Genomic DNA, 19,892 nt, shown 5'->3' on the forward strand with positions numbered 1-19,892 from the left:
GCCAAAGACAGTCCTGATTCCCAGTCGGGAACAAAAAAGCCACCCTCGGGTGGCTTTTTTATTGCATGCGGCACCGCAGTGCCGACGCCCCGTTGGCCCCTACATGACCAAGGTGGCGAGATTCGCAGCCGCGACGCCAAGCACCTCCACCACACGGCGATTGGCCGCCTCCAGCGAGGCCCGGGCCCCATTCCCCGAAAACCAGTGAAAGGCGAACGCCGACGCATAGGCATCTCCTGCACCCAGTGTGGACGCGACGGTGGTGCGCTCTGCAGGATGGTGGTGGCCGTGCAGCCCATCGAAGAACGCCGCACCGCCAGCGCCGAGGGTGACCAGCACCCCCTGTCCCTGTGGGCGTGCCAGGGCCGTGGCAAGCGCCACAGCCTCGTCGGCACCCAGCTCCGGGGTGCAGGCCAGTCCTCGGTGGGCGGCCAGCCACTGCGCTTCGATCGCGTTCAGGCAGACCAGGTCTGCCGCGTTTAGCAACCGTTCCAAGGAGTCGGGCGATTGGCGCAGTGAACGTGCGCCCGGATTGACCACCAGTTGGAAAGGTCGGGACGGCAGGCCCGCCAACGCGTGGTTCAACTCGTCGGTGGCGGCATCGGACAACGCGGACACATAGACAAGCTCGGCTTGCATGAGCATTGCAGAGGCATCCGCCAACGACAGTCGGGTACTGGCACCGCGCTGCGCGAACACGGTGGCATCGCCCTGCGGGTCCAGGTGGATCACGGCCTTTCCCGTGGGGCATCCGGGGATGGCCTGCACACGTTCCACCGCGATGCCTTGCCGGTCCAACGTGTCGCGCAGCCATCGCCCTTCCACATCCGCGCCGATAGCGCAGCAGGCCGTGACCTGTGCGTGAAAGGCTGCGAATCCGAGCGCCGCGTTCACCGCGCCGCCCCCGCTGGACCATCGCACGCTGGCCACATCGTGTTTGGCTCCGGGGCCTCGCACCGCGTCCACGCCTGCAACCACAATGTCGAGCGTGGCACCGCCAATCGTCAGGACACGCACGTCAGACCCCGACCATGGCAGCGCCGATCACACCCGCCGAATTGCCCAGCCTGTTGCGCAGCACGGGGGTGTGGAACTCATCGTTGAAGACCATGCGCTGCAGCCGAAGAGCGCCCTCCTCATACAGTTCATCCATGCTGGCAAGCCCCCCGCCGATGACGATCAAATCCGGGTCCAGCACGGCGACCACGTTGGCGACCGCGCCGGCAAATTGGCTGAGAAATCGATCCAGCAATTCGACGGCCGCGCCATCGCCATGGCGCGCCATTTCAACGATGCGGGCCGCATCGGCAGACTTCCCGGTGGACTGCTGGTAGCGGGCCTCCAGCGCGGTTCCGCTCAGGTAGCGCTCGACACATCCCTGGCGGCCGCAGTAGCAGGCAGGCCCGTCCGGATCAATGGACATATGGCCCCATTCACCGGCAATGCCATGGCGCCCGCTCCACAAACGACCATTCACCACGATGCCTGCACCCACCCCCGTGCCGAGCACCAGCCCGAGCACGCAGCCGTGCCCGCTGCCTGCGCCATGACGGGCTTCGGCCATCGCAAAGCAGTTGGCATCGTTTTCCATGTTGAAGGGGCGGCCCAGCCGCTGGCGCAGATCCGCCTGCAAAGGATGGCCGTTCAGCTCGGTTGCATTGCAATTTTTCAGCAAACCGGTGGTTTTCGAAATGGACCCCGGGGTACAGATTCCCAATGTCGTTTCTGCCCCCAAAACCACAGTGGCCAATTGGCAGTGCATTTCAATAATGCGCTGCAGCACCTGAAGATAGCCATCGCTGGCCCGGGTCTCCATTCGGATTCGCCGACATTCTCGATATTGATGGTCGAGTACGATGCCTTCGATTTTCGTCCCGCCCAGATCGATCCCGATATGGAATCTTTCCTTCGAATTTTCCTTATCCGCGTCCATGCGAAAGATACCCCCCATCCATTTGATTCTTGCGTTCGACGCTGTGGCACGCATGCGCAGCTTCAACAAAGCGGCAGACGAGCTGAATATTTCCCACAGTTCCGTCAGCCATCGGATTCGTGAACTGGAGCGATTGCTGGGCAATAGCCTGTTCACACGAACGACCCGCTCGGTCGCAATGACCCCTGAAGGCGAGTATTTGCACCAGCAGATGAAAGACGCATTGGAGACGCTGGAGGAGGCCTTCTCCGGCTTCACACAGGAGCGCAGCGTGATCCGGATCAGCGTGTTGCCTTCTTTTGCGCGCTTTCGGCTGGTTCCAGCCCTCACCGACTTCCAGCGCCTGCACCCGGCCGTCTCCATCGAGGTGTCGCCGACGACATGCAAGGTGGACGTCGATCAGGGAGAGGCAGACATTGCCATCCGGTTCGCCAAAGCCCGCCCCCAGGCCCACCATTGCGAACCGCTTCTGGAGGACGAGTGGTTTCCAGTGGCAGCTCCCGCCTATCTGAAACGGTGCGATGCACCCGGCATCGAGGCTCTGTTCAAACGCGCGGTGTTCCTGTCCCATAGCAGGCAGCCCTGGGAACCCTGGCTGAAGAAGGCCGGCATACAGATTTCGCCGGCGCAGCGCATGCTGACCTATTCCGACACAGGCTTCATGCTGGATGCAGCCCTCAATCTGCAAGGGATCGCACTGGGTCGGCGTTCTCTGGTGAAAGGCCTTCTGCAAAACGGCAGTTTGGTGCGGGTTTCCGACATCGCCATTCCGTCGGAGCAAGCTTATTTCCTGCTCGCATCGGAGCGGGCCCTGATCTCTCGCCACGGCAGCACGGTGATCCATTGGATCCGTGCTCTGGTGCAAGACGGCTAATGAACGATGGTGAGCACGATGCCGATCAACACACCTGAAATCGCCAGCATTTTTTGGCGGATGAATCGCTCTGCAAAGAACAGCGCGCTCAAGGCGAACACCATGATGAGATTGGTGCGCCGAAGCACCGATATCACCGAGATCAGCGCACCCTCGGCCTGCACGGCCGTGAGATAAATGAACTCGGCCAATACGTATGCGGCGGCAATCGCAGGGACCGCCCAATTTCGGGACAGCAGGCTTCGGCATTCCATGGCCCCGAAAACCCAAGGCAATAAAAGCAGCGCCATGCCGCCACGCTGAATGGCCGAGTACGCCTGGACGGCGGCCAGATCCAAATGCAGGGTTGCCAGAATGTGCTTGTCGTAGAGGGCGTTGGCCGAAGACAGCAACGTGGCCGCGAGCATGCAAAACACCCACCCGTTGCGCTGAAACCGGATGCCCTCTTTTTGCCCGATCAGGGAGAACAGATAGTAGGAACCCATGGAGACAGCGAGCCCCATCCATTGCCACCAGTTGAGTTGCTCGGACAGGAAAACGATGGCGCCTACCGCCGTCCAAAGCGGCCCGGAAGCGCGCACGCCCGCGGAGATCGATAACGGCAAGGATTTGACCGAGTAATACGAAAGAATCCACGTGACCACCATCATTGCCGATTTGGGCAGCAACGCCAGCTGCTCGGCCCGGGTCAACGCTGCAGGGTGCAAGCCCAGGGGCTGCAGTGTGTCGGCCCAGGCAGCCGGAAGGAAAAAGAAAGGGGCCCAGATCAGCGCCCCGAGAACGGACGACCACAGCACCACCTCCAGGACCGTTTTTTCCCTGAGGGCGAGTTTGGTCAAAAAGTCGTAGGTTCCCAGCACCAACCCGGCCAGCAGGCCCAAGGCAATCCATGTCATGTTCGGGCATCAAAGTGCGAGAAAGCCGCCGTCCACGGGAACCACTGCGCCCGTCAAAAATGATGCCTGGGGACTGCTGAGCCAAAGCACGGCTTGTGCGACCTCATGCGACTCGCCGACGCGCTTCATGGGCAGGCGCTCGGCCCATCCCTCCAGCCCGCCGGAGACAGCACTGGAGCGGGCCAGCATCTCCGTGGAGATCGGCCCGGGGGACACGGCATTCACGCGCACGCCATAAGGCGCCGCCTCGACTGCGGCCGCCTTCGTCAGCGCAAGCGCTGCATGTTTGGAAGCGGTGTACGCGCCCGTGCCTTCCAGAATCGTGCGATGGGCATGCACGGAAAGGTTGTTGACGATGCAGCCCGAGCGCCGCTCGTACATCGGTCTGAGCAAATGCTTCATGCACAGCATGAGCCCGGTGCAATTGGTGCGCATCACTGCTTCAAACGCATCGATGTCTTGGTCCACGATGGCCGATGCCGTTCCAACTCCCGCATTGAGGAAGGCGATATCCACCACGCCAAGACGGCGCTCGACTTCGTCCATCAGGTTCATCACGTCGTTCTCGCTGCCGACATCGCAGGCCATCGCGAAGCCGATGCCGCCGGCGTCCAGAATCATCTTGGCGGTCTCAGCGCAAGAAGACACCGTGCGGCCCGCGATGGCCACCTGGGCGCCCTGCTTGGCGAAAGCAAGCGCCGTCGCCCTCCCGATGCCCGTGCCTCCGCCTGTCACCAGCACCACCCTGTCCTTGAAAGCGTTCATGGGGTCCAACCTGACAACGAGTTCAGCAACGATGCGATGGCCCTGGCCAGCACGCCATCCTGGGCAGACGCGGCACCGCTGATTCCGAGTCCGCCCACCAAGGTTCCTCCCACCAGCAGCGGAACACCGCCTTCCAGGGGCAGGACGTCGGCCAGGGCGAGATAGGCGGTCTTGCCCTGTTCCAGCGCCTGCTGCATCGCGGCGGTGTCCCTGCGGAAATAAACCGCTGTCCGCGCCTTCGCAATCGACGCGTCGATCGATCCCAGAAAGGCATCGTCCGCACGGGCAAACGCCAGAAGGTGTCCCGAGCTGTCCACTGCCGCCGCCGAAACGGCCAGGCCTTCGTCCAGGCCTGTGATCAGCGCGCTCTGCACCAATTGCTGCGCCTGACTGGCGCTCAGCCGCGAAAGACCGGTTTCAGGCATCTGCATGCGCCATCTCCTCGGCAGCAATGCGGATGGCATCGGCGTCCACATCATTCACAAAGCGGCATGCGCCGATCCCGTCGGGCAGTGGCAGTCGCTGCCGGCCATCGCGATGACGCATTGTGTCGGCCAGCGCCTCCTGCAGCAGGCCGGGCTGCTCGAAAAAGCGATGCCGCAAAGGCAATTGCATGGACTTCATGACACGCACGACCCGACGTACATCCTGGTCTGCAAGGAGCCCCCTCGCCCGTGCCAGGCGGCAAGAAAACAGCACATCCAAAGCGACCGCCTCGCCATGCAGCAATTCTGGCAGCGCCTTCATCTCGATCAGCGGAGCAAAGGAGTGTCCGAAATCGACGCATCGGTCCAGCGTGAGCTCCCACAGGTTGGGAGCCAACTCTTCCAGCATGCCCTCCACCGCCAGACCGATGACCTCTGGAGCGACGATCGCATCCTGAAAGCGGGTCAGCAGCAGCATCTCGGAGTGCCGCTCCAGCAGGTCGAACAACCGAGGGCTCTTGATCACCGCGAGCTTGAGCAACTCTCCCATCCCATTGGAGAGCTCGCGGGACTCCACCGTCGACAAAAAGCTGCGATCCAGCAAGGCAACGGTAGGCGCATGGTATGAACCCAGGCGGTTGCGACGATCCATTGCATTCACGGCGGTCTTGATACCGACCGCGGCATCCCACAGCGCCATCGCGTTGGTAGGAACCTTGACGTAGGGAATTCCTCGCCGATACAGCCCCGCCGCAAAACCGACGAGGTCCAGCAACACACCACCGCCAATGGCAACCACGGGCTCAGAACGGCGCAGCACCCCTGCCGATTCGAGGTGGCGAGCGATTGTCATGGCCGTATCCAAGTCTTTCGTTTCTTCCGAAACGGAAAGGCTCAGGATGGAAACGTCTACTCCATGGTGAGCATAGTAGGCGCGCATCTCTTCGCCATAAAGTTGGTCCACGTGCGCATCGATCACGAGGGCTTGGCGCAAACCAGGCTGTGCCCTGCCGCAGGTGATCAATTCGAGGGCATCGAGCCTGAAGATGCCGTCGATCTGTCGCACTTCGTATGAAACCTCCTGTGTCGCGTGCACTCTCCAGCCATGCGCCTCGAAACGGTTCAGCGCGCCCATGCTCGCCGGCCATATCACCCGATCGTTCATCCATGCCCTCCCTTTTTTTGTAGGGGGCCAAGCGTAGTGCGAAGCGACGCCGGCATTGCTGAACGTTTCGCGAGCTTTCTACGGCTTGGTTGATGAATCCTTCGCAAAGGTATGGGAGCGGCTCAAAGCCCAGCCAGACTTCCTGGCGTGCCCTTTACCAGCATGAGGCCACAGAGCGCCCCAGCGGCTACTGAATCAGAAACGGTGAACGCAGGTGCAAAGGAAAAATGGGGAGGTGGGCTTTGGGGCTGTGAGATCCCGCAAAGCCCATGCAGCCAGTGCATGCTGCAAGACAAAGAAAAAAACGGGCTACCGCTTTTGGCGATAGCCCGTTGATTTTTTTATAAATGGTCGGCGTGGCGGGATTCGAACTCGCGACCCCTTGCACCCCATGCAAGTGCGCTACCAGGCTGCGCTACACGCCGACAAGACTTAGATTATATGCACAAAAAAAACTCAGTTCAAGGAAAGCAGCGCACGAATTTCAAATAATTCCCGCCGCAGGATCTGTGTATCCAAAAGCGCAATCGAGGACAAAGTCGCCGATGGGCTCGACAAGTCGGCCCCATGTGCCGTTTGCAGAGCAAAAGAGGAGCTGCCATCCAACTCCGGCGACAACGAATCGCCCTCTTGCAGGCGATTGCGCGCTCCGCTGATCGTGAAGCCTTGCTCGTACAGAAGGTCCCGGATACGACGGATCATGAGCACCTCGTGGTGCTGGTAGTAGCGGCGGTTTCCCCTGCGCTTCATGGGCCGAAGCTGCGTGAACTCCTGCTCCCAATAGCGCAGTACGTGCGGTTTGACGCCACAGAGCGCGGCCACCTCTCCAATGGTGAAATACCGTTTGGCCGGGATGGGGGGAAGCGGTGTGCCCATGGGACGCGGTTTCTAGCGAATAAACAAGCAGCGTACTGCAGCCGGAACAAAGGCGCCAGCCACTTCCGTTCAGTGGCAGGCGGGAAAGAGACAGTGCTTCAGCCAGCAGCGCCCGCGTTCTGGATCTGCTCCTTGAGCTTGCTGCTGGCATGGAAAGTCACGACACGGCGGGCCTGAATCGGAATCGCCTCGCCCGTGCGGGGATTTCGCCCCGGTCTCGGGGCTTTGGTACGGATCTGAAAGTTACCGAAGCCCGACAGCTTCACGTCTTGACCATCCACCAGGCGCTGCGCAATCAGATCGAAAAAAGCATCGATCATGTCTTTCGATTCGCGTTTATTCAGACCAATGTGGTCGAACAGAAGGTCCGCCAGCTGCGCCTTCGTCAACGCAGGGGTTTCCAGGCTTTCTACCGCAAATTCCATCACGTCAGCGCTCCCGTTCAGCATCGTCATCACCGCAACCTCGCACCGGTACGGCTCGACAGTTGTTCGACCACCGACTGAATCGTCGCTTCGATTTCAGCATCCGTCAGCGTGGCGCCATCAGCCCCCAGCGTCAGGCGCACGGCCAAGCTCTTTTCACCGCTGGCGAGACCACCAACAGAGGCTTCGCCATCACGCAAAGGCTTGGGCCGGAACACATCAAACAGCACCGCCGCGCGAAGCCGTGTGGGAGGCACGGCAGCCTGAATGGCTGCCATCACATCAGCGTGCGTGATCCGCTCGGCAACCACCACGGCCAGATCCCGCTCTACCGCTTGATGCTTGGCCACTGCATGAAAATGAGGGACCTGCCGCTGCATGACCGCATCGAGTTCCAGCTCAAACATGACTGGGGCCTGGGGAAGCTCCCAGGACTGGCGCCACCGAGGATGCAGCTCTCCAATGAACCCAATGGCTTGGCCATTCAGCAGCACGCGGGCACAGCGGCCAGGGTGCATGGCAGTGTGCGTTGCAGGCTCAAAAACGGGCTTCAGGGGAGCAAGCAGCGCCTCGACATCGCCTTTGGCATCGAAGAAATCCACCCCTTGCTCTTTGCGTCCCCATTGGAGGACGTCGGATGCGCCATATGCAAGTCCAGCCACGCGCATGGGCTGATGGAAACCCTCTACCGTGGTATCAGACTCCGCAACGGACGCATCGCGCAGAAAGACCCGGCCCAACTCGAAAACCCGCACGCGCGACGCCTTGCGATCCAGGTTGAACTTCAAGACCTGCAGCAAGGAGCCCAACAGCGAAGAGCGCATCACGCTCATCTGGCTGGCAATGGGATTCAACAACCGGATGGGCTGTGGATTGCCCGCCAGTTCGTGCTCCCAATGCTCTTCCACAAAGCTGAAATTGATGGTTTCCTGGTATCCAAGTCCCGCCAGTGCACGACGCACGGCAAAAGGCCCCCGACGTTCTTCGGCACGCAGCTTGGGCGTGATGGGCGCCAGCGGCGGCGTGGTAGGCAATTGCTGGTAGCCCACCATGCGAGCCACTTCCTCGATGAGATCTTCCTCGATCGCGAGATCGAATCGATAGGGCGGCGGCAGCACCGTCAATGTGCCCTCGCCGGAAGTCACCGGCAGTCCCAGGCGCTTAAGCGCATCGGCACACTGCTCTTGCGTCAATGGCATGCCGATCACCTTGACGGCCCTGGCAACGCGGAGCGTGACGGGCTTGGCTTCAGGCACGTTCGGACACTGGTCGTCCATCGGACCGCAAACGGTCTCAGGTGTGCCGCAGATGTCAATCACCAACTGGGTGATGCGCTCAATGTGTTCCACGGTCTGGCTCGGATCCACGCCACGTTCGAAACGATGTCCGGCATCGGTCGAGAAGTTATAGCGGCGCGAGCGGCCAGCCACGGCCTTGGGCCACCAGAAAGCCGCTTCGATGTAGATATGGCGAGTGTCGTTCGACACGGCCGTCGCATCGCCCCCCATGATGCCCGCCAACGATTCGACCTGGCTTGCATCCGCAATGACGCCCACCTTTTCATCGAGGGCGACGGTGTTGCCATTCAGCAATTTGAGCTCTTCGCCCGCACGCGCCCAACGCACATCCAGGGGGCCGTGAATTTTGTCCAGATCGAAAATGTGAGAGGGGCGGCCCAGCTCGAACATCACATAGTTGGAAATATCGACCAACGGGGAGACGCTTCGCTGCCCGCAACGTGCGAGCCGGTCCAGCATCCACTGCGGAGTCGCAGCCTGCGTGTTGATGTTGCGAACGATACGTCCCGAGAATCGCCCACACAGATCCGAGGCGCTGATCTTGACTGGCAAAACGTCGCCATGACCCACCGGTACCGCCGGAAACTGCAGCGGCTTCAGCGGCGCTCCAGTCAGGGCAGAGACTTCACGCGCGATGCCGTAAACGCTCAAGGCATGTGCCAGATTGGGCGTGAGCTTGAGGGTGAACAGGGTGTCGTCCAGGTTCAGATGAGTCCGAATGTCCTGCCCGAGCGGAGCATCGGCCGCCAGTTCCAAAAGGCCTCCATGGTCTTCCGAGAGCTTCAACTCCCTGGCGGAGCACAGCATGCCCTGGCTTTCCACACCGCGAAGCTTGCCCACCTTGATCAAGAACGGTTTGCCATCCTCCCCGGGAGGCAACTCCGCACCGACAAGCGCGCAAGGCACTTTGATACCGACGCGTGCATTGGGCGCACCACACACGATGTTGAGCAAAGCACCCTGCCCCGTATCGACCTGGCAAACGCGCAGGCGATCAGCATTTGGATGCTGCACCGCCTCCTTGATTTCTCCCACCACGATCTTCGTGAAAGGAGGCGCCACAGGCTGCAGCTCTTCCACTTCGAGCCCTGCCATGGTCAGTGTCTCGGCCAATTCTTTGGTCGAAAGTGGAGGATTGCAGAACTCGCGCAGCCAGGATTCTGGAAATTGCATATTCAGTCTTCGGTGATTCTTGAGCGCAGCAGCCCTCGTTAGGTGGGCCGCCTGTGTGGAACGCGGCGTGCGGTTTACTGGAACTGCGAAAGAAAACGAATGTCGCCATCAAAGAAGAGGCGCAAATCATTGACCCCATAGCGCAGCATCGTCAGCCGGTCAGGCCCCATGCCGAACGCAAAGCCGATGTATTTTTCTGGATCGAGGCCCATGTTCCGGACCACGTTCGGATGCACTTGTCCGGAGCCCGCCACTTCAAGCCAACGCCCGGCCAAAGGGCCCGTCTGGAACTGGATGTCTATTTCGGCACTGGGCTCGGTGAAAGGGAAAAAGCTGGGCCGAAAGCGCAAGACCAAATCATCGCTTTCAAAGAAAGTACGGCAGAAGTCGGTGAAGACGACCTTCAGATCCTTGAAGCTCACGTTCTCGCCGATCCACAGGCCTTCGCATTGGTGGAACATGGGTGAGTGCGTGGCATCGCTGTCCACCCGGTATGTACGGCCCGGGGCAATGACGCGGATCTCCGGCATGGCCTGGCCCGAGTCGATCAAGGCGCGGTGTTTTTTGACATGCTGAACGGCATGGCGGATCTGCATGGGGCTGGTATGGGTGCGCAACAGGTTCGGAGCGGTGGCTGTGCCGCCCTCGACATAGAACGTGTCGTGCATGGAGCGCGCCGGATGGTCTTCAGGCGTATTCAACGCCGTGAAATTGAACCAGTCGGACTCAATCTCGGGCCCCTCGGCCACGTCAAAACCCATCGAGCCGAAAATGCCCTCGATGCGCCCCAGGGTCAAGGACACGGGATGCAACCCACCTTGCCCCCGTTGACGACCGGGCAAGGTGACATCCAACGATTCCGCCTGCAATTGTGCTTCCAGCTCGGCATCTGCCAACGCTTTTCGGCTTGCGTTCAGGGACGCTTCAATGGCCTGCTTGGCAACATTGATGGCGGCACCGCGAGATTTCTTTTCCTCAACAGACAGCTGGGCCATGCCTTTCATGAGCTCTGTCACTCGCCCCGACTTGCCCAGAAACTGCGCCTTGGCATTTTCCAGATCGGCAGGGGTGACGGCTTGCGCGAACAGGTTCCGCGCGCTTTCGACCAGGGAGTCCAACTCGTTCATACCAGCTCTCATCGTCTCTTGGAAATGAACAAGGGCTAGTGCCTTTTCAAGCCCTAGCCCTTGCGTTTATTGCGCAAGCAGCTATCAATAAGATAGCTACCAGTCGTGAACTCAAGCAGCAGCCAGCTTGGCCTTGACTTGCTCCACGATGCTGCCGAAGGCAGCCTTGTCGTGCACCGCGAGGTCGGCCAGCATCTTGCGGTCGATCTCAATGGCAGCCTTCTTCAGGCCGTTCGTGAATTGGCTGTAGGTCAGACCCAATTCGCGCGAAGCGGCGTTGATACGGGCGATCCACAGTTGGCGGAACACGCGCTTCTTGGTGCGGCGGTCACGGTAGGCATACTGCCCAGCCTTCATTACCGCCTGTTTGGCGATACGGAAAACATTACCGCGGCGACCACGGAAACCCTTTGCAAGGGCCAGAACTTTCTTGTGACGGGCACGGGCCGTTACACCACGTTTGACGCGAGGCATGTGAGTACTCCTTGTTCGTCGTTGTTAAAGGCCAGCACCAGGCAGCATTTGTGCAATGGAGCCCATATTGGTCTCATGCACAGAAACTGCACCACGCAGATGGCGCTTATTCTTGGTGGTCTTCTTCGTCAAGATGTGACGCTTGAAGGCTTGACCGCGCTTGACGGTGCCACCGGGACGAACGCGGAAACGCTTTTTCGCGCTGCTCTTGGTCTTCATTTTGGGCATGTGAATGCTCCTTTTGTTTGTGCTCGCGAGGCGTTTGCGAACCGATCCGCAACCTTGTTGGCCCCGAGTCACTTTTTGACGGCAAGCCTTGGCCTGCCGTTCGGTGCCGCTTGCGCGGCCCCTATGCCCGAGCCAGCCTTGAGGCTGGCCCGGTCAATTCACTTAACCACTTGGCCCACCAGCCACCTCAAGCAGTGGTGGTAGCGCCTTCCGCTGCAGGTTTGCCAGCGGGCTTTTTCTTGCCCGGCGCGATCATCATGATCATTTGCCGGCCTTCGAGCTTGGGAAACTGCTCGATCAGGATGGTGTCACCCAAATCATCGCGAATGCGATTGAGCAAGGCCAAGCCCAATTCCTGATGGGTGATCTCCCGGCCGCGAAAGCGCAGGGTGATCTTGCATTTGTCACCCTCCGCCAGGAAGCGGCGAATGTTGCGCATTTTGATGTTGTAGTCACCATCATCCGTACCGGGACGGAATTTGATTTCCTTGATCTCGATGACCGTCTGCTTGGCCTTGGCCTCTGCCGCGCGTTTTTTGCTCCTGATACTTGAACTTGCCATAGTCCATCAGGCGACACACGGGAGGGTTGGCCGTGGCGGCAATCTCCACCAAGTCCACATCCAGCTCGCCCGCCATGCGGAGGGCTTCCATGAGGCTCACGACCCCGAGCGGCTCGTTCTCAGGACCGGAGAGGCGAACCTCAGCGGCCATGATTTCACGGTTCAGGCGGTGCTTGCGCTCTTCGCGCTGGCGACGATCACGAAATTCAGTAGCGATGGCTATTTTCCTTCAATCAAAATGCTACGGATAACGTAGCGAGTACCGCACAGCTCACGCGGGCTAAAGCCAAGTTTGACACCAAATCAAGCTTTAGAAGCGATGTCCTGGGCGATGAGCGCTACGAACGCTTCGAGGGACATCACACCGAGGTCTCGATTGCCCCGGGCGCGCACTGCGACAGCTCCTGCTGCCTTTTCTTTCTCACCGGCGACGATGATGTAAGGCAGCTTTTGCAACGAATGCTCTCGTATTTTATACGTAATCTTTTCGTTACGCAGGTCAAGCGCCACCCTAAGGTCTTGATTCGGCAGTGCTTTTTGAAGCTTTGCGGCGATTTCACGACAGTAATCGTCCTGTGCACCCGTGATGTTCAGCACGGCCACCTGCACTGGAGCCAACCAGACTGGCAATGCGCCTGCGTGCTGTTCGATCAGAATTCCGATGAAGCGTTCCAGGCTGCCAACGATGGCACGGTGCAAAACGATGGGGCGATGCCGGGCACCATCTTCTCCCACGTATTCGGCACCCAGCCGCTCAGGCATGGAAGGATCGACCTGAATGGTGCCGCATTGCCAGTGACGGCCAATGGCATCGCGCAAGGTGTACTCCAGCTTGGGGCCGTAGAAAGCGCCGTCACCAACGGCGATTTGATAGTCGCAGCCAGAGGCTTTCAGGCTTTCAATCAGTGCATTCTCTGCCTTGTCCCAGCTTTCTTCGGAGCCGATGCGCTTTTCGGGACGCGTGGCGACTTTGTAGATGATGTCGGTGAAGCCAAAGTCTTTATAGACCTTTTGCAGCAGCGTCGTGAAGTTGATGCACTCCTGCTGGATCTGCTCTTCGGTGCAGAAGATGTGTCCATCATCCTGGGTGAACGCACGCACGCGCATGATTCCATGCAGGCCGCCCGTCGGCTCATTGCGATGGCACTGACCGAACTCGCCGAAGCGCAAAGGCAGATCGCGATAGCTCTTAACGCCTTGGTTGAAGATCAGGATGTGCCCAGGGCAGTTCATCGGTTTGAGCGCGTAGTCGTGCTTTTCGCTCTCCGTCGTGAACATGTTCTCGCGGTACTTGTCCCAGTGCCCCGTTTTTTCCCACAGGTGCTTGTCCAGGATTTGCGGGCCTTTCACCTCCTGATAGCCGTTGTCGCGATACACCTGACGCATGTACTGTTCGACGCCCTGCCAGATCGTCCAACCTTTGGGGTGCCAGAAAACGGTACCGGGCGAGTGCTCGTCGATGTGGAACAGGTCCAGCTCTCTGCCGAGGCGGCGGTGATCGCGTTTTTTCGGCCTCCTCGATGCGTTTGACGTATGCATCCAAGTCTTTCTTGTCGGCCCACGCAGTACCGTAGACGCGCTGCAATTGCTCGTTCTTGGCATCGCCACGCCAGTACGCACCGGACACCCGGGTCAGCTTGAAGACTTTCAGGAATCGCGTGTTGGGCACGTGGGGGCCACGGCACATGTCCACGTACTCCTGGTGGTAGTACAGACCCATGGCCTTCTCTTCGGGCATGTCCTCCACAAGGCGCAGCTTGTAGTCTTCCCCACGCGCCTTGAACACCTCGATCACCTCGTCCCGCGGGGTCATCTTCTTGATCACGTCGTAGTCCTGCGCAATCAGCTCCTTCATGCGCTGCTCGATGGCAGCGATGTCGTCGGGCGTGAAGGGGCGCTCATAGGCGATGTCGTAGTAAAAGCCTTCGTCGATGACGGGGCCAATGACCATCCGGGCCGTCGGATAGAGTTGCTTTACGGCGTGGCCGACCAAGTGAGCGCAGGAGTGGCGGATGATCTCCACGCCTTCCTCATCGCGCGGCGTGATGATTTGCAGGCGGGCATCGTGGTCGATCACATCGCTGGCATCCACCAAGCGCCCATCCACTTTGCCTGCCACCGTCATCTTGGCCAGTCCTGGACCGATGGACTGGGCCACCTCTGCCACCGTCACCGGGCCAGGATATTCGCGTTGAGAATTGTCGGGGAGCGTGATCTGAATCATTGAAGAATCCTTGTCGAGGGGGTGGCGCGCGGTGCCACAAAGCAAAAAGCGCGGAACGAAGTCCGCGCTTTTGGAAGAAGAGTGCAAATCTGTGCAGGCGCGAACAGGCAGCCTTAAAGGCCGGTCAACATCTCCGTTGTAGTTCGCGGTGTCATAACCAGATGTGCCTTTCTCGCTCTTGTGCTGATGGGTGGTCGCGGGATTCTAACCTGCCCCCAATGGAAAAAGCCTGGGGCCTTGACGCCCCAGGCCCATCGACAGCGCCAGGTCAGTGGAACTGCTCTTCTTCGGTCGAACCCGTGAGTGCCGTCACGCTGGATTTGCCACTCTGGATCACCGTGGTCACGTCGTCGAAATAACCGGTGCCCACTTCTTGCTGGTGCGACACGAAGGTGTAGCCACGCTCGCGTGCCGCGAATTCAGGCTCCTGCACCTTCTCGACATAGGCCGACATGCCGCGCTTCACATAATCCTGCGCCAGATCGAACATGTTGAACCACATGCTGTGTATGCCGGCCAGCGTGATGAACTGGTACTTGTAGCCCATGGCGCCCAATTCGCGCTGGAACTTGGCGATGGTGGCATCGTCGAGGTTCTTCTTCCAGTTGAATGATGGCGAACAGTTGTACGCCAACAGTTTGCCGGGATGCTTGGCATGCACGGCATCCGCAAACTTCTTCGCGAACTCCAAGTCCGGCGTGCCCGTCTCGCACCACACCAGATCCGCGTAATCCGCATACGCAACGGCGCGGCTGATGGCCTGATCCAAGCCCTTCTTGGTCTTGTAGAAACCTTCGGCCGTGCGCTCACCCGTCAGGAACGGCTTGTCATTGGCGTCGTAATCGCTCGTGATCAGGTCGGCGGCCTCCGCATCGGTCCGCGCGATCACCAGGGTCGGCACGCCGTAGACGTCTGCAGCCATGCGTGCAGCAATCAACTTCTGCACTGCCTCCTGGGTGGGAACCAGCACCTTGCCGCCCATGTGGCCACACTTCTTCACAGACGCCAACTGATCTTCGAAATGCACACCGCCGGCCCCCGCGCGGATCATGGCCTTCATCAACTCGTAAGCGTTCAACACGCCACCGAAGCCTGCCTCCGCGTCGGCCACGATGGGCGCGTAGTAGTCGACAAAGCCTGCGTCGCCAGGATTGGCCCCTTTGGACCACTGAATTTCATCGGCGCGGGTGAAAGCGTTGTTGATGCGCTCCACCACCTTCGGCACCGAATCGACGGGATACAGCGACTGGTCGGGGTACATCGCCGCGTATTCATTGTTGTCTGCCGCGACCTGCCAGCCCGACAGGTAGATCGCCTTGATGCCGGCCTTGACTTGCTGCATGGCCTGGCCTCCCGTGAGCGCGCCCAGGCAGTTCACATAAGGTTCGTTGTTGACCAAACCCCACAGTTTTTCGGCACCACGCCGTGCCAGCGTGTATTCCACCTGGAAGGAGCCCCGAAGACGAACAACATCCGCAGCGCTGTAGCCGCGCTTGATGCCCTTCCAACGCGGGTTCTGTGCCCAGTCTTTTTCAAGGGCGGCAATTTGCTGTTCGCGGCTGAGCTGTTCATTGAAGGATTGCGGCATAAGTCACTCCGTGGGTTGGTTGATAAGCCGGGCTGCAAGAGGCCGCCCTTGGAGATCACTTTAAGTCTTGTACAAGACTTGATCAAGCTCTTATGTCTTATATAAGAGATAAAATTTATTGTTTTAAATCAACAACTTATTCACACCATCTCTTATTGCGAAATTTAATTTCTCATATCAAGAAATTTTTCCGCAGCGCAGCATCATGTATTTTTGTAATGTGAAAATCAAATTTTGCGATACAAAAATCAGGTTTGGCGATCGGTCATCCAGTCGCCATGCACGATCCGGGTGGCGTTCTTCAAGTATTCGGAATTGATTTCATACACCAGGCATTCCAGTTCCTGCCCTCCGACAGAGACCGAGATCTCCCGTTTTTCGTACTCGCCATTGGGTTTGGGCAGCAGCCCCTCGATTTCGTCCAACTGGATCTCCAGTTCGGGCGAAATCGCATAGACCTCCCCGTGCACCGAAAAATCGCCCGGCTCCCGCACGTCCGCCAAATGCAGCGCAATGCCGGGATAGGCACCGAGGTCGTACAGCGTTCCGCAGACGGTGGCCTCCCCCAGGAAGGTCGCGCGGGGCGTCAAACGGGTGATGTCATTGCTGCCACCACGGCGCAAGGTGCCATAGACAAAAACGTAGCGTGAAAAAGGATGAAGGGTTTCGTCGGGCATGATGGCGCGCTCCAGGGTACTACCCGCAAAGTCTAGCCAACACGCGAACATGCCAAGCCGCCCCATCGCCTATCTCTGCCTTGCATTGAGCATGTCGCTCGTGGGCAGCTATGTCGCCTTGTCCAAGCCACTGGCGGCCGCGCTACCGGTCTTCCTGCTGGCCTGGATGCGGTTCGGCATTGGGGGATTGGGAATGATCCACTGGCTCAAGAAACCGGCGGATGAGGGCCCGATGACACCGCAGGTGCGGCGCCTGCTGTTTCTCGAGTCTTTTCTGGGTAACTTCCTCTTCACCCTTTGCATGATCTCGGGCGTGAGTCTCACCAGCGCCGTATCGGCAGGGGTGACGATGGCCGGAATACCTGCCGCAGTGGCAGTCATGAGCTGGTTCTTCCTGAAGGAAAAGGTCTCTGCGCGGACCTGGATCGCGGTCGGGTGCGCCGTCGTCGGCATCGCGCTCTTTTCGCTATCAAATTCAGAGCATCACACCCAATTAAATTCCCGGCATGAGGGCGAAAACGCTCCCAATCTGGTTTGGCTTGGGCAATTGCTCTTGCTGGGCGCCGTTCTGTGCGAGGCAGCCTATTCGGTCATCGGCAAGAAACTGACGGGCACGCTGGGGCCGCGCCGAATCACTTCGTTGATCAACCTTTGGGGATTCGCGCTGGCAACCCCCATGGGACTGTACGCAGCATGGCATTTTGACTTTGCCAGCCTCACACCCGGTCTTTGGACGTTGCTCGTCTTCTACGCACTGGCCGCGAGCATGTGGACCGTGTGGCTGTGGATGACGGGGCTCAAGGCGGTGCCTGCTGCACAAGGCGGCGTCTTTACCGTGATGTTGCCCATCAGCGCGGCGTTGGTGGGGGTACTGGTGCTCGGAGAGCGCCTTGCCCCGGTTCAACTGATCGCTTTCGGTATTGCGATCGCCAGCGTCGTCCTGGCCACGCTTCCTGAAAAATCTTCAGTGCGCCAGCGTTCATCCGAAGCCAATGCCAAAGCGATGGACTCGCAATCACCTCGGCATTGATTCCGCCTTCTGCTCCAGGGGCTAACGCCCTGTCACTTTGCGGATGGGGGGCTTGATGCTTTCGCGCCGCGCCGGCAACACCTGCGCGTGCTCGCGAGGGGCGTTGAGCACGATGCACGTGGAGGTTTCCGCCAGCAGGCAGAACCCCGTCACTACAGCATCCAGATGGCTGACATCGATCACTGCGATTTCCAGAACCCAGCTGTCTTCCCCCGTGACGTTGTAGGCATTCAAGACCTCGGGCGTCTCTTCGATCAGTCGAACCACCCGGGCATATTCCGCCCGGCCCACGCGGATGATGGCGCGAATGCCATAGCCCAAACGGGCGTAATCCAGACGAACGCCGTAGCCCCGGATCACCCCCGAAGCTTCCAGTTTGCGAACCCTCTCGGTCACTGCAGGCTGGCTGAGGTGCACCCGGCGGCCCAGTTCGGCCATCGAAATGCGGGCATCCTGCTGCAATTCAGCAAGGATTCTGCTGTCGTGCGCATCCAATTGAGAAACGTCGGTCATGGTGGTATTTAACCATTGAAACAAAGGCAATCTATATTTCCAGCCTTTCAAATGCCATGGAAAAGCACGCTCAGCCTGCATAGCATTTGCGGCATGACTTCACTTTCCACCTCCCCCGCCAGCCCTGCTGCACGCAGCCTCCCCACGGTGCTGCTCCTGGCCCTTTTGGCCTGCTATCTCATCTGGGGCTCGACCTATCTGGCCATCCAGCTGGCCCTCAAAAGCTTTCCACCGTTTTTCCAGATGGGCACCCGCTTTCTCGCTGCAGGCACACTGCTGATGGCATGGGTGGCGTGGCGCAAGCCCCAAAGCGGCAGCGCACCGAAGCTGCCGACGAAGCGGCAATGGATGCATGCCCTCATCGTCGGCGCTCTGATGCTGGGCGGCGGGATGGGGCTAACGGCCACCGCCAGCGTGCACGTCGGCTCCGGCCTCATCGCAGCCTGCGTGGCCGTGGTGCCGATGATGATCGCCGCATGGGGACTCTTGTGGGGAAGGCGTCCGACCCGTGGCGAGACGGTGGGCATGCTGCTGGGGGCCCTGGGTGTGTTGGTACTGGTGCAAGGTGCCAGCTTTTCCGCATCCCCTCTCAGCATGGTCTGCATCCTCGCGGCGACCTTGTGCTGGTCTTTGGGGTCTGTGCTGTCCACCACGCGCTTTCCGCTGGCCGACGGAGCCAGTGGTTTCGCCAGCGAAATGCTGTGCGGAGGCGCTGTGCTGATGGCCGTCTCCCTGGCGCTGGGCGAGAAGCCCGCGTGGCCGCCGCGACCCGAAGCCTTGCTGGCATGGCTCTACCTGGTGACGCTGGGCTCGCTGGTGGGATTCAGCGCCTACCTTTATCTGCTGCGCCATGCGACGCCGGCACTGGCATCGAGTTACGCCTTCGTCAACCCGCTCATTGCCTTGCTGCTCGGCAGCGCCATCGCTGGCGAGCATCTGACCGCCGGCGAATGGGGCGCCTGCGCGTTGATCCTGTCCGCGGTCGCGGCCATTTTCGTCTCGCGGCGATCGCGCTGAGATCGCAGCCGATGCGCCACCGAAGATCGTGCGCATCCCATTGCAATGGCGGTGACGGGCGCCAGCACCGTGGCGCTTGCGCGGTAGCCAAGCAACAAATGGAGGCAAAAAAAAGCCCTGCCTCGCTTGGAAACGCGTTTTTTTCCCAGTAGCATCTGCGGGCCAGTGGAGAAGCAGGTTTTCGCTGGTGACGATATTTCACTTCCAACAAGGAAAACCCAACATGGCAACTGCAAAGAAAGCGCCGGCCTCCGAAGCCAAGGCCGCAGCTCCCGCGAAGAAGCGCACCCCGAACGCCGCTTTCATGAAAGCCCTTACGCCCAGCCCTGCCCTGGCTGCCGTCGTGGGCTCCACGCCCTTGCCCCGCACCGAGATCATCAGCAAGCTGTGGGTCTACATCAAGGCCAACGACCTGCAAGACGCCAGCAACAAGCGCATGATCAATGCCGACGCCAAGCTCAAGGAAGTGTTCGGCAAGCCCCAGGTTTCCATGTTCGAAATGGCTGGCCTGATCGGTAAACACGTGAAGTAAGCATTCCATCGTCTGCACGTTCAGCAGGCGGCGAATGAAAAACGAAGCCGGCACCACTGCCGGCTTTTTTTCGCCTGGGCCACCGGGAAC

19 protein-coding genes, 1 tRNA gene and 2 pseudogenes are annotated in these 19,892 nt (G+C 59.8%); 4 read left to right on the forward strand and 18 right to left on the reverse strand.

Annotated features, from left to right (window positions below; translation table 11 throughout):
- Positions 1 to 99 precede the first annotated feature (99 nt).
- Together AC27IQ_RS01940 and AC27IQ_RS01945 are read right to left on the reverse strand one after the other, a co-directional pair.
- Positions 100 to 1,017 (reverse strand): carbohydrate kinase family protein, encoded by a 918-nt coding sequence (locus AC27IQ_RS01940; RefSeq protein WP_487087826.1) that lies wholly within the window; start codon positions 1,015 to 1,017, stop codon positions 100 to 102.
- 1 nt (position 1,018) lies between these two features.
- On the reverse strand, positions 1,019 to 1,999 hold the full coding sequence (locus tag AC27IQ_RS01945; RefSeq protein ID WP_487087828.1) for an ROK family protein: 981 nt from the start codon (positions 1,997 to 1,999) through the stop codon (positions 1,019 to 1,021).
- Here AC27IQ_RS01945 and AC27IQ_RS01950 point away from each other — a divergent pair.
- The gene (locus tag AC27IQ_RS01950) at positions 1,986 to 2,807 is read left to right on the forward strand and encodes a LysR substrate-binding domain-containing protein (RefSeq protein ID WP_487087830.1); all 822 of its coding nucleotides are present in this window, start codon (positions 1,986 to 1,988) and stop codon (positions 2,805 to 2,807) included. The genes AC27IQ_RS01945 and AC27IQ_RS01950 overlap by 14 nt on opposite strands.
- Here AC27IQ_RS01950 and AC27IQ_RS01955 read toward each other — a convergent pair.
- The 15 genes and pseudogenes from AC27IQ_RS01955 to AC27IQ_RS02025 all read right to left on the reverse strand — a co-directional run bounded on the left by AC27IQ_RS01955 (position 2,804) and on the right by AC27IQ_RS02025 (position 16,710).
- A complete protein-coding gene (locus AC27IQ_RS01955) occupies positions 2,804 to 3,703 on the reverse strand; it encodes a DMT family transporter (protein ID WP_284430820.1) in 900 nt (299 codons plus the stop codon). The two genes, AC27IQ_RS01950 and AC27IQ_RS01955, sit on opposite strands and share 4 nt — an antisense overlap.
- Before the next feature lie 9 nt (positions 3,704 to 3,712).
- Positions 3,713 to 4,468 (reverse strand): SDR family NAD(P)-dependent oxidoreductase, encoded by a 756-nt coding sequence (locus tag AC27IQ_RS01960; protein WP_487087832.1) that lies wholly within the window; start codon positions 4,466 to 4,468, stop codon positions 3,713 to 3,715.
- Positions 4,465 to 4,899 carry a GlcG/HbpS family heme-binding protein gene (locus AC27IQ_RS01965; protein ID WP_284430818.1) on the reverse strand — a complete coding sequence of 145 codons (435 nt, stop codon included), beginning with the start codon at positions 4,897 to 4,899 and terminating at the stop codon, positions 4,465 to 4,467. The genes AC27IQ_RS01960 and AC27IQ_RS01965 overlap by 4 nt, the downstream gene beginning before the upstream one ends.
- Positions 4,886 to 6,058 (reverse strand): sedoheptulose 7-phosphate cyclase, encoded by a 1,173-nt coding sequence (locus tag AC27IQ_RS01970; RefSeq protein WP_487087834.1) that lies wholly within the window; start codon positions 6,056 to 6,058, stop codon positions 4,886 to 4,888. The genes AC27IQ_RS01965 and AC27IQ_RS01970 overlap by 14 nt, the downstream gene beginning before the upstream one ends.
- 348 nt (positions 6,059 to 6,406) lie before the next feature.
- Positions 6,407 to 6,483 (reverse strand) — tRNA-Pro (locus tag AC27IQ_RS01975).
- A gap of 31 nt (positions 6,484 to 6,514) precedes the next feature.
- On the reverse strand, positions 6,515 to 6,934 hold the full coding sequence (locus tag AC27IQ_RS01980) for a MerR family transcriptional regulator (protein WP_487087836.1): 420 nt from the start codon (positions 6,932 to 6,934) through the stop codon (positions 6,515 to 6,517).
- 98 nt (positions 6,935 to 7,032) lie between these two features.
- Positions 7,033 to 7,389 (reverse strand): integration host factor subunit alpha, encoded by a 357-nt coding sequence (locus tag AC27IQ_RS01985; RefSeq protein WP_272563834.1) that lies wholly within the window; start codon positions 7,387 to 7,389, stop codon positions 7,033 to 7,035.
- Entirely contained in the window at positions 7,389 to 9,830 is a 2,442-nt protein-coding gene (pheT, locus tag AC27IQ_RS01990) for a phenylalanine--tRNA ligase subunit beta (RefSeq protein ID WP_487087839.1), read from the reverse strand. The genes AC27IQ_RS01985 and pheT overlap by 1 nt, the downstream gene beginning before the upstream one ends.
- Positions 9,831 to 9,904: 74 nt before the next feature.
- Positions 9,905 to 10,957, reverse strand: coding sequence for a phenylalanine--tRNA ligase subunit alpha (gene pheS / locus AC27IQ_RS01995; RefSeq protein WP_487087841.1), 1,053 nt, complete (start codon positions 10,955 to 10,957; stop codon positions 9,905 to 9,907).
- Positions 10,958 to 11,068: 111 nt separating this feature from the next.
- The gene (rplT, locus tag AC27IQ_RS02000; RefSeq protein WP_092745027.1) at positions 11,069 to 11,431 is read right to left on the reverse strand and encodes a 50S ribosomal protein L20; all 363 of its coding nucleotides are present in this window, start codon (positions 11,429 to 11,431) and stop codon (positions 11,069 to 11,071) included.
- Positions 11,432 to 11,455: 24 nt separating this feature from the next.
- Positions 11,456 to 11,659, reverse strand: coding sequence for a 50S ribosomal protein L35 (gene rpmI, locus AC27IQ_RS02005; protein ID WP_092745026.1), 204 nt, complete (start codon positions 11,657 to 11,659; stop codon positions 11,456 to 11,458).
- A 187-nt stretch (positions 11,660 to 11,846) separates the two neighbouring features.
- Positions 11,847 to 12,387: pseudogene (gene infC / locus AC27IQ_RS02010) on the reverse strand (translation initiation factor IF-3).
- A gap of 137 nt (positions 12,388 to 12,524) precedes the next feature.
- Positions 12,525 to 14,445, reverse strand: a pseudogene (gene thrS / locus AC27IQ_RS02015) (threonine--tRNA ligase).
- A 268-nt stretch (positions 14,446 to 14,713) separates the two neighbouring features.
- Positions 14,714 to 16,033, reverse strand: a complete 1,320-nt coding sequence (gene aceA / locus AC27IQ_RS02020) for an isocitrate lyase (protein ID WP_487087844.1) — start codon at positions 16,031 to 16,033, stop codon at positions 14,714 to 14,716.
- Between the two features lie 248 nt (positions 16,034 to 16,281).
- Positions 16,282 to 16,710, reverse strand: a complete 429-nt coding sequence (locus AC27IQ_RS02025; RefSeq protein WP_487087846.1) for a gamma-glutamylcyclotransferase family protein — start codon at positions 16,708 to 16,710, stop codon at positions 16,282 to 16,284.
- A 49-nt stretch (positions 16,711 to 16,759) separates the two neighbouring features.
- On the opposite strand from AC27IQ_RS02025, the gene AC27IQ_RS02030 reads away from it, so the two are divergent.
- Positions 16,760 to 17,740 carry a DMT family transporter gene (locus AC27IQ_RS02030; protein WP_487087848.1) on the forward strand — a complete coding sequence of 327 codons (981 nt, stop codon included), beginning with the start codon at positions 16,760 to 16,762 and terminating at the stop codon, positions 17,738 to 17,740.
- A gap of 21 nt (positions 17,741 to 17,761) precedes the next feature.
- On the opposite strand, the gene AC27IQ_RS02035 is transcribed toward AC27IQ_RS02030, so the two are convergent.
- Positions 17,762 to 18,253 (reverse strand): Lrp/AsnC family transcriptional regulator, encoded by a 492-nt coding sequence (locus AC27IQ_RS02035; protein WP_487087850.1) that lies wholly within the window; start codon positions 18,251 to 18,253, stop codon positions 17,762 to 17,764.
- A 93-nt stretch (positions 18,254 to 18,346) separates the two neighbouring features.
- Here AC27IQ_RS02035 and yedA point away from each other — a divergent pair, with 93 nt between their 5' ends.
- Together yedA and AC27IQ_RS02045 are read left to right on the forward strand one after the other, a co-directional pair.
- Positions 18,347 to 19,270 carry a drug/metabolite exporter YedA gene (gene yedA / locus AC27IQ_RS02040; protein ID WP_487087852.1) on the forward strand — a complete coding sequence of 308 codons (924 nt, stop codon included), beginning with the start codon at positions 18,347 to 18,349 and terminating at the stop codon, positions 19,268 to 19,270.
- A gap of 223 nt (positions 19,271 to 19,493) precedes the next feature.
- Complete coding sequence (locus AC27IQ_RS02045) at positions 19,494 to 19,802, forward strand: SWIB/MDM2 domain-containing protein (protein WP_272552302.1); 309 nt, start codon at positions 19,494 to 19,496, stop codon at positions 19,800 to 19,802.
- Positions 19,803 to 19,892 lie beyond the last annotated feature (90 nt).

It is taken from the genome of Acidovorax sp. KPB24-07 (genome assembly GCF_057543315.1).

Excerpts from the sequence above, each read along its gene's own strand:
- AC27IQ_RS02045 (WP_272552302.1), top strand. The coding sequence starts at position 19,494 with ATGGCAACTGCAAAGAAAGCGCCGGCCTCCGAAGCCAAGGCCGCAGCT.
- yedA (WP_487087852.1), top strand. The coding sequence starts at position 18,347 with ATGACTTCACTTTCCACCTCCCCCGCCAGCCCTGCTGCACGCAGCCTC.
- pheT (WP_487087839.1), bottom strand. The coding sequence starts at position 9,830 with ATGCAATTTCCAGAATCCTGGCTGCGCGAGTTCTGCAATCCTCCACTT.
- AC27IQ_RS01980 (WP_487087836.1), bottom strand. The coding sequence starts at position 6,934 with ATGGGCACACCGCTTCCCCCCATCCCGGCCAAACGGTATTTCACCATT.
- AC27IQ_RS01960 (WP_487087832.1), bottom strand. The coding sequence starts at position 4,468 with ATGAACGCTTTCAAGGACAGGGTGGTGCTGGTGACAGGCGGAGGCACG.
- AC27IQ_RS01955 (WP_284430820.1), bottom strand. The coding sequence starts at position 3,703 with ATGACATGGATTGCCTTGGGCCTGCTGGCCGGGTTGGTGCTGGGAACC.
- rpmI (WP_092745026.1), bottom strand. The coding sequence starts at position 11,659 with ATGCCCAAAATGAAGACCAAGAGCAGCGCGAAAAAGCGTTTCCGCGTT.
- AC27IQ_RS02035 (WP_487087850.1), bottom strand. The coding sequence starts at position 18,253 with ATGACCGACGTTTCTCAATTGGATGCGCACGACAGCAGAATCCTTGCT.
- AC27IQ_RS01965 (WP_284430818.1), bottom strand. The coding sequence starts at position 4,899 with ATGCAGATGCCTGAAACCGGTCTTTCGCGGCTGAGCGCCAGTCAGGCG.
- AC27IQ_RS02030 (WP_487087848.1), top strand. The coding sequence starts at position 16,760 with ATGCCAAGCCGCCCCATCGCCTATCTCTGCCTTGCATTGAGCATGTCG.
- AC27IQ_RS02025 (WP_487087846.1), bottom strand. The coding sequence starts at position 16,710 with ATGCCCGACGAAACCCTTCATCCTTTTTCACGCTACGTTTTTGTCTAT.
- AC27IQ_RS01985 (WP_272563834.1), bottom strand. The coding sequence starts at position 7,389 with ATGACGATGCTGAACGGGAGCGCTGACGTGATGGAATTTGCGGTAGAA.
- AC27IQ_RS01950 (WP_487087830.1), top strand. The coding sequence starts at position 1,986 with ATGCGCAGCTTCAACAAAGCGGCAGACGAGCTGAATATTTCCCACAGT.
- aceA (WP_487087844.1), bottom strand. The coding sequence starts at position 16,033 with ATGCCGCAATCCTTCAATGAACAGCTCAGCCGCGAACAGCAAATTGCC.
- AC27IQ_RS01970 (WP_487087834.1), bottom strand. The coding sequence starts at position 6,058 with ATGAACGATCGGGTGATATGGCCGGCGAGCATGGGCGCGCTGAACCGT.
- pheS (WP_487087841.1), bottom strand. The coding sequence starts at position 10,957 with ATGAACGAGTTGGACTCCCTGGTCGAAAGCGCGCGGAACCTGTTCGCG.
- rplT (WP_092745027.1), bottom strand. The coding sequence starts at position 11,431 with ATGCCTCGCGTCAAACGTGGTGTAACGGCCCGTGCCCGTCACAAGAAA.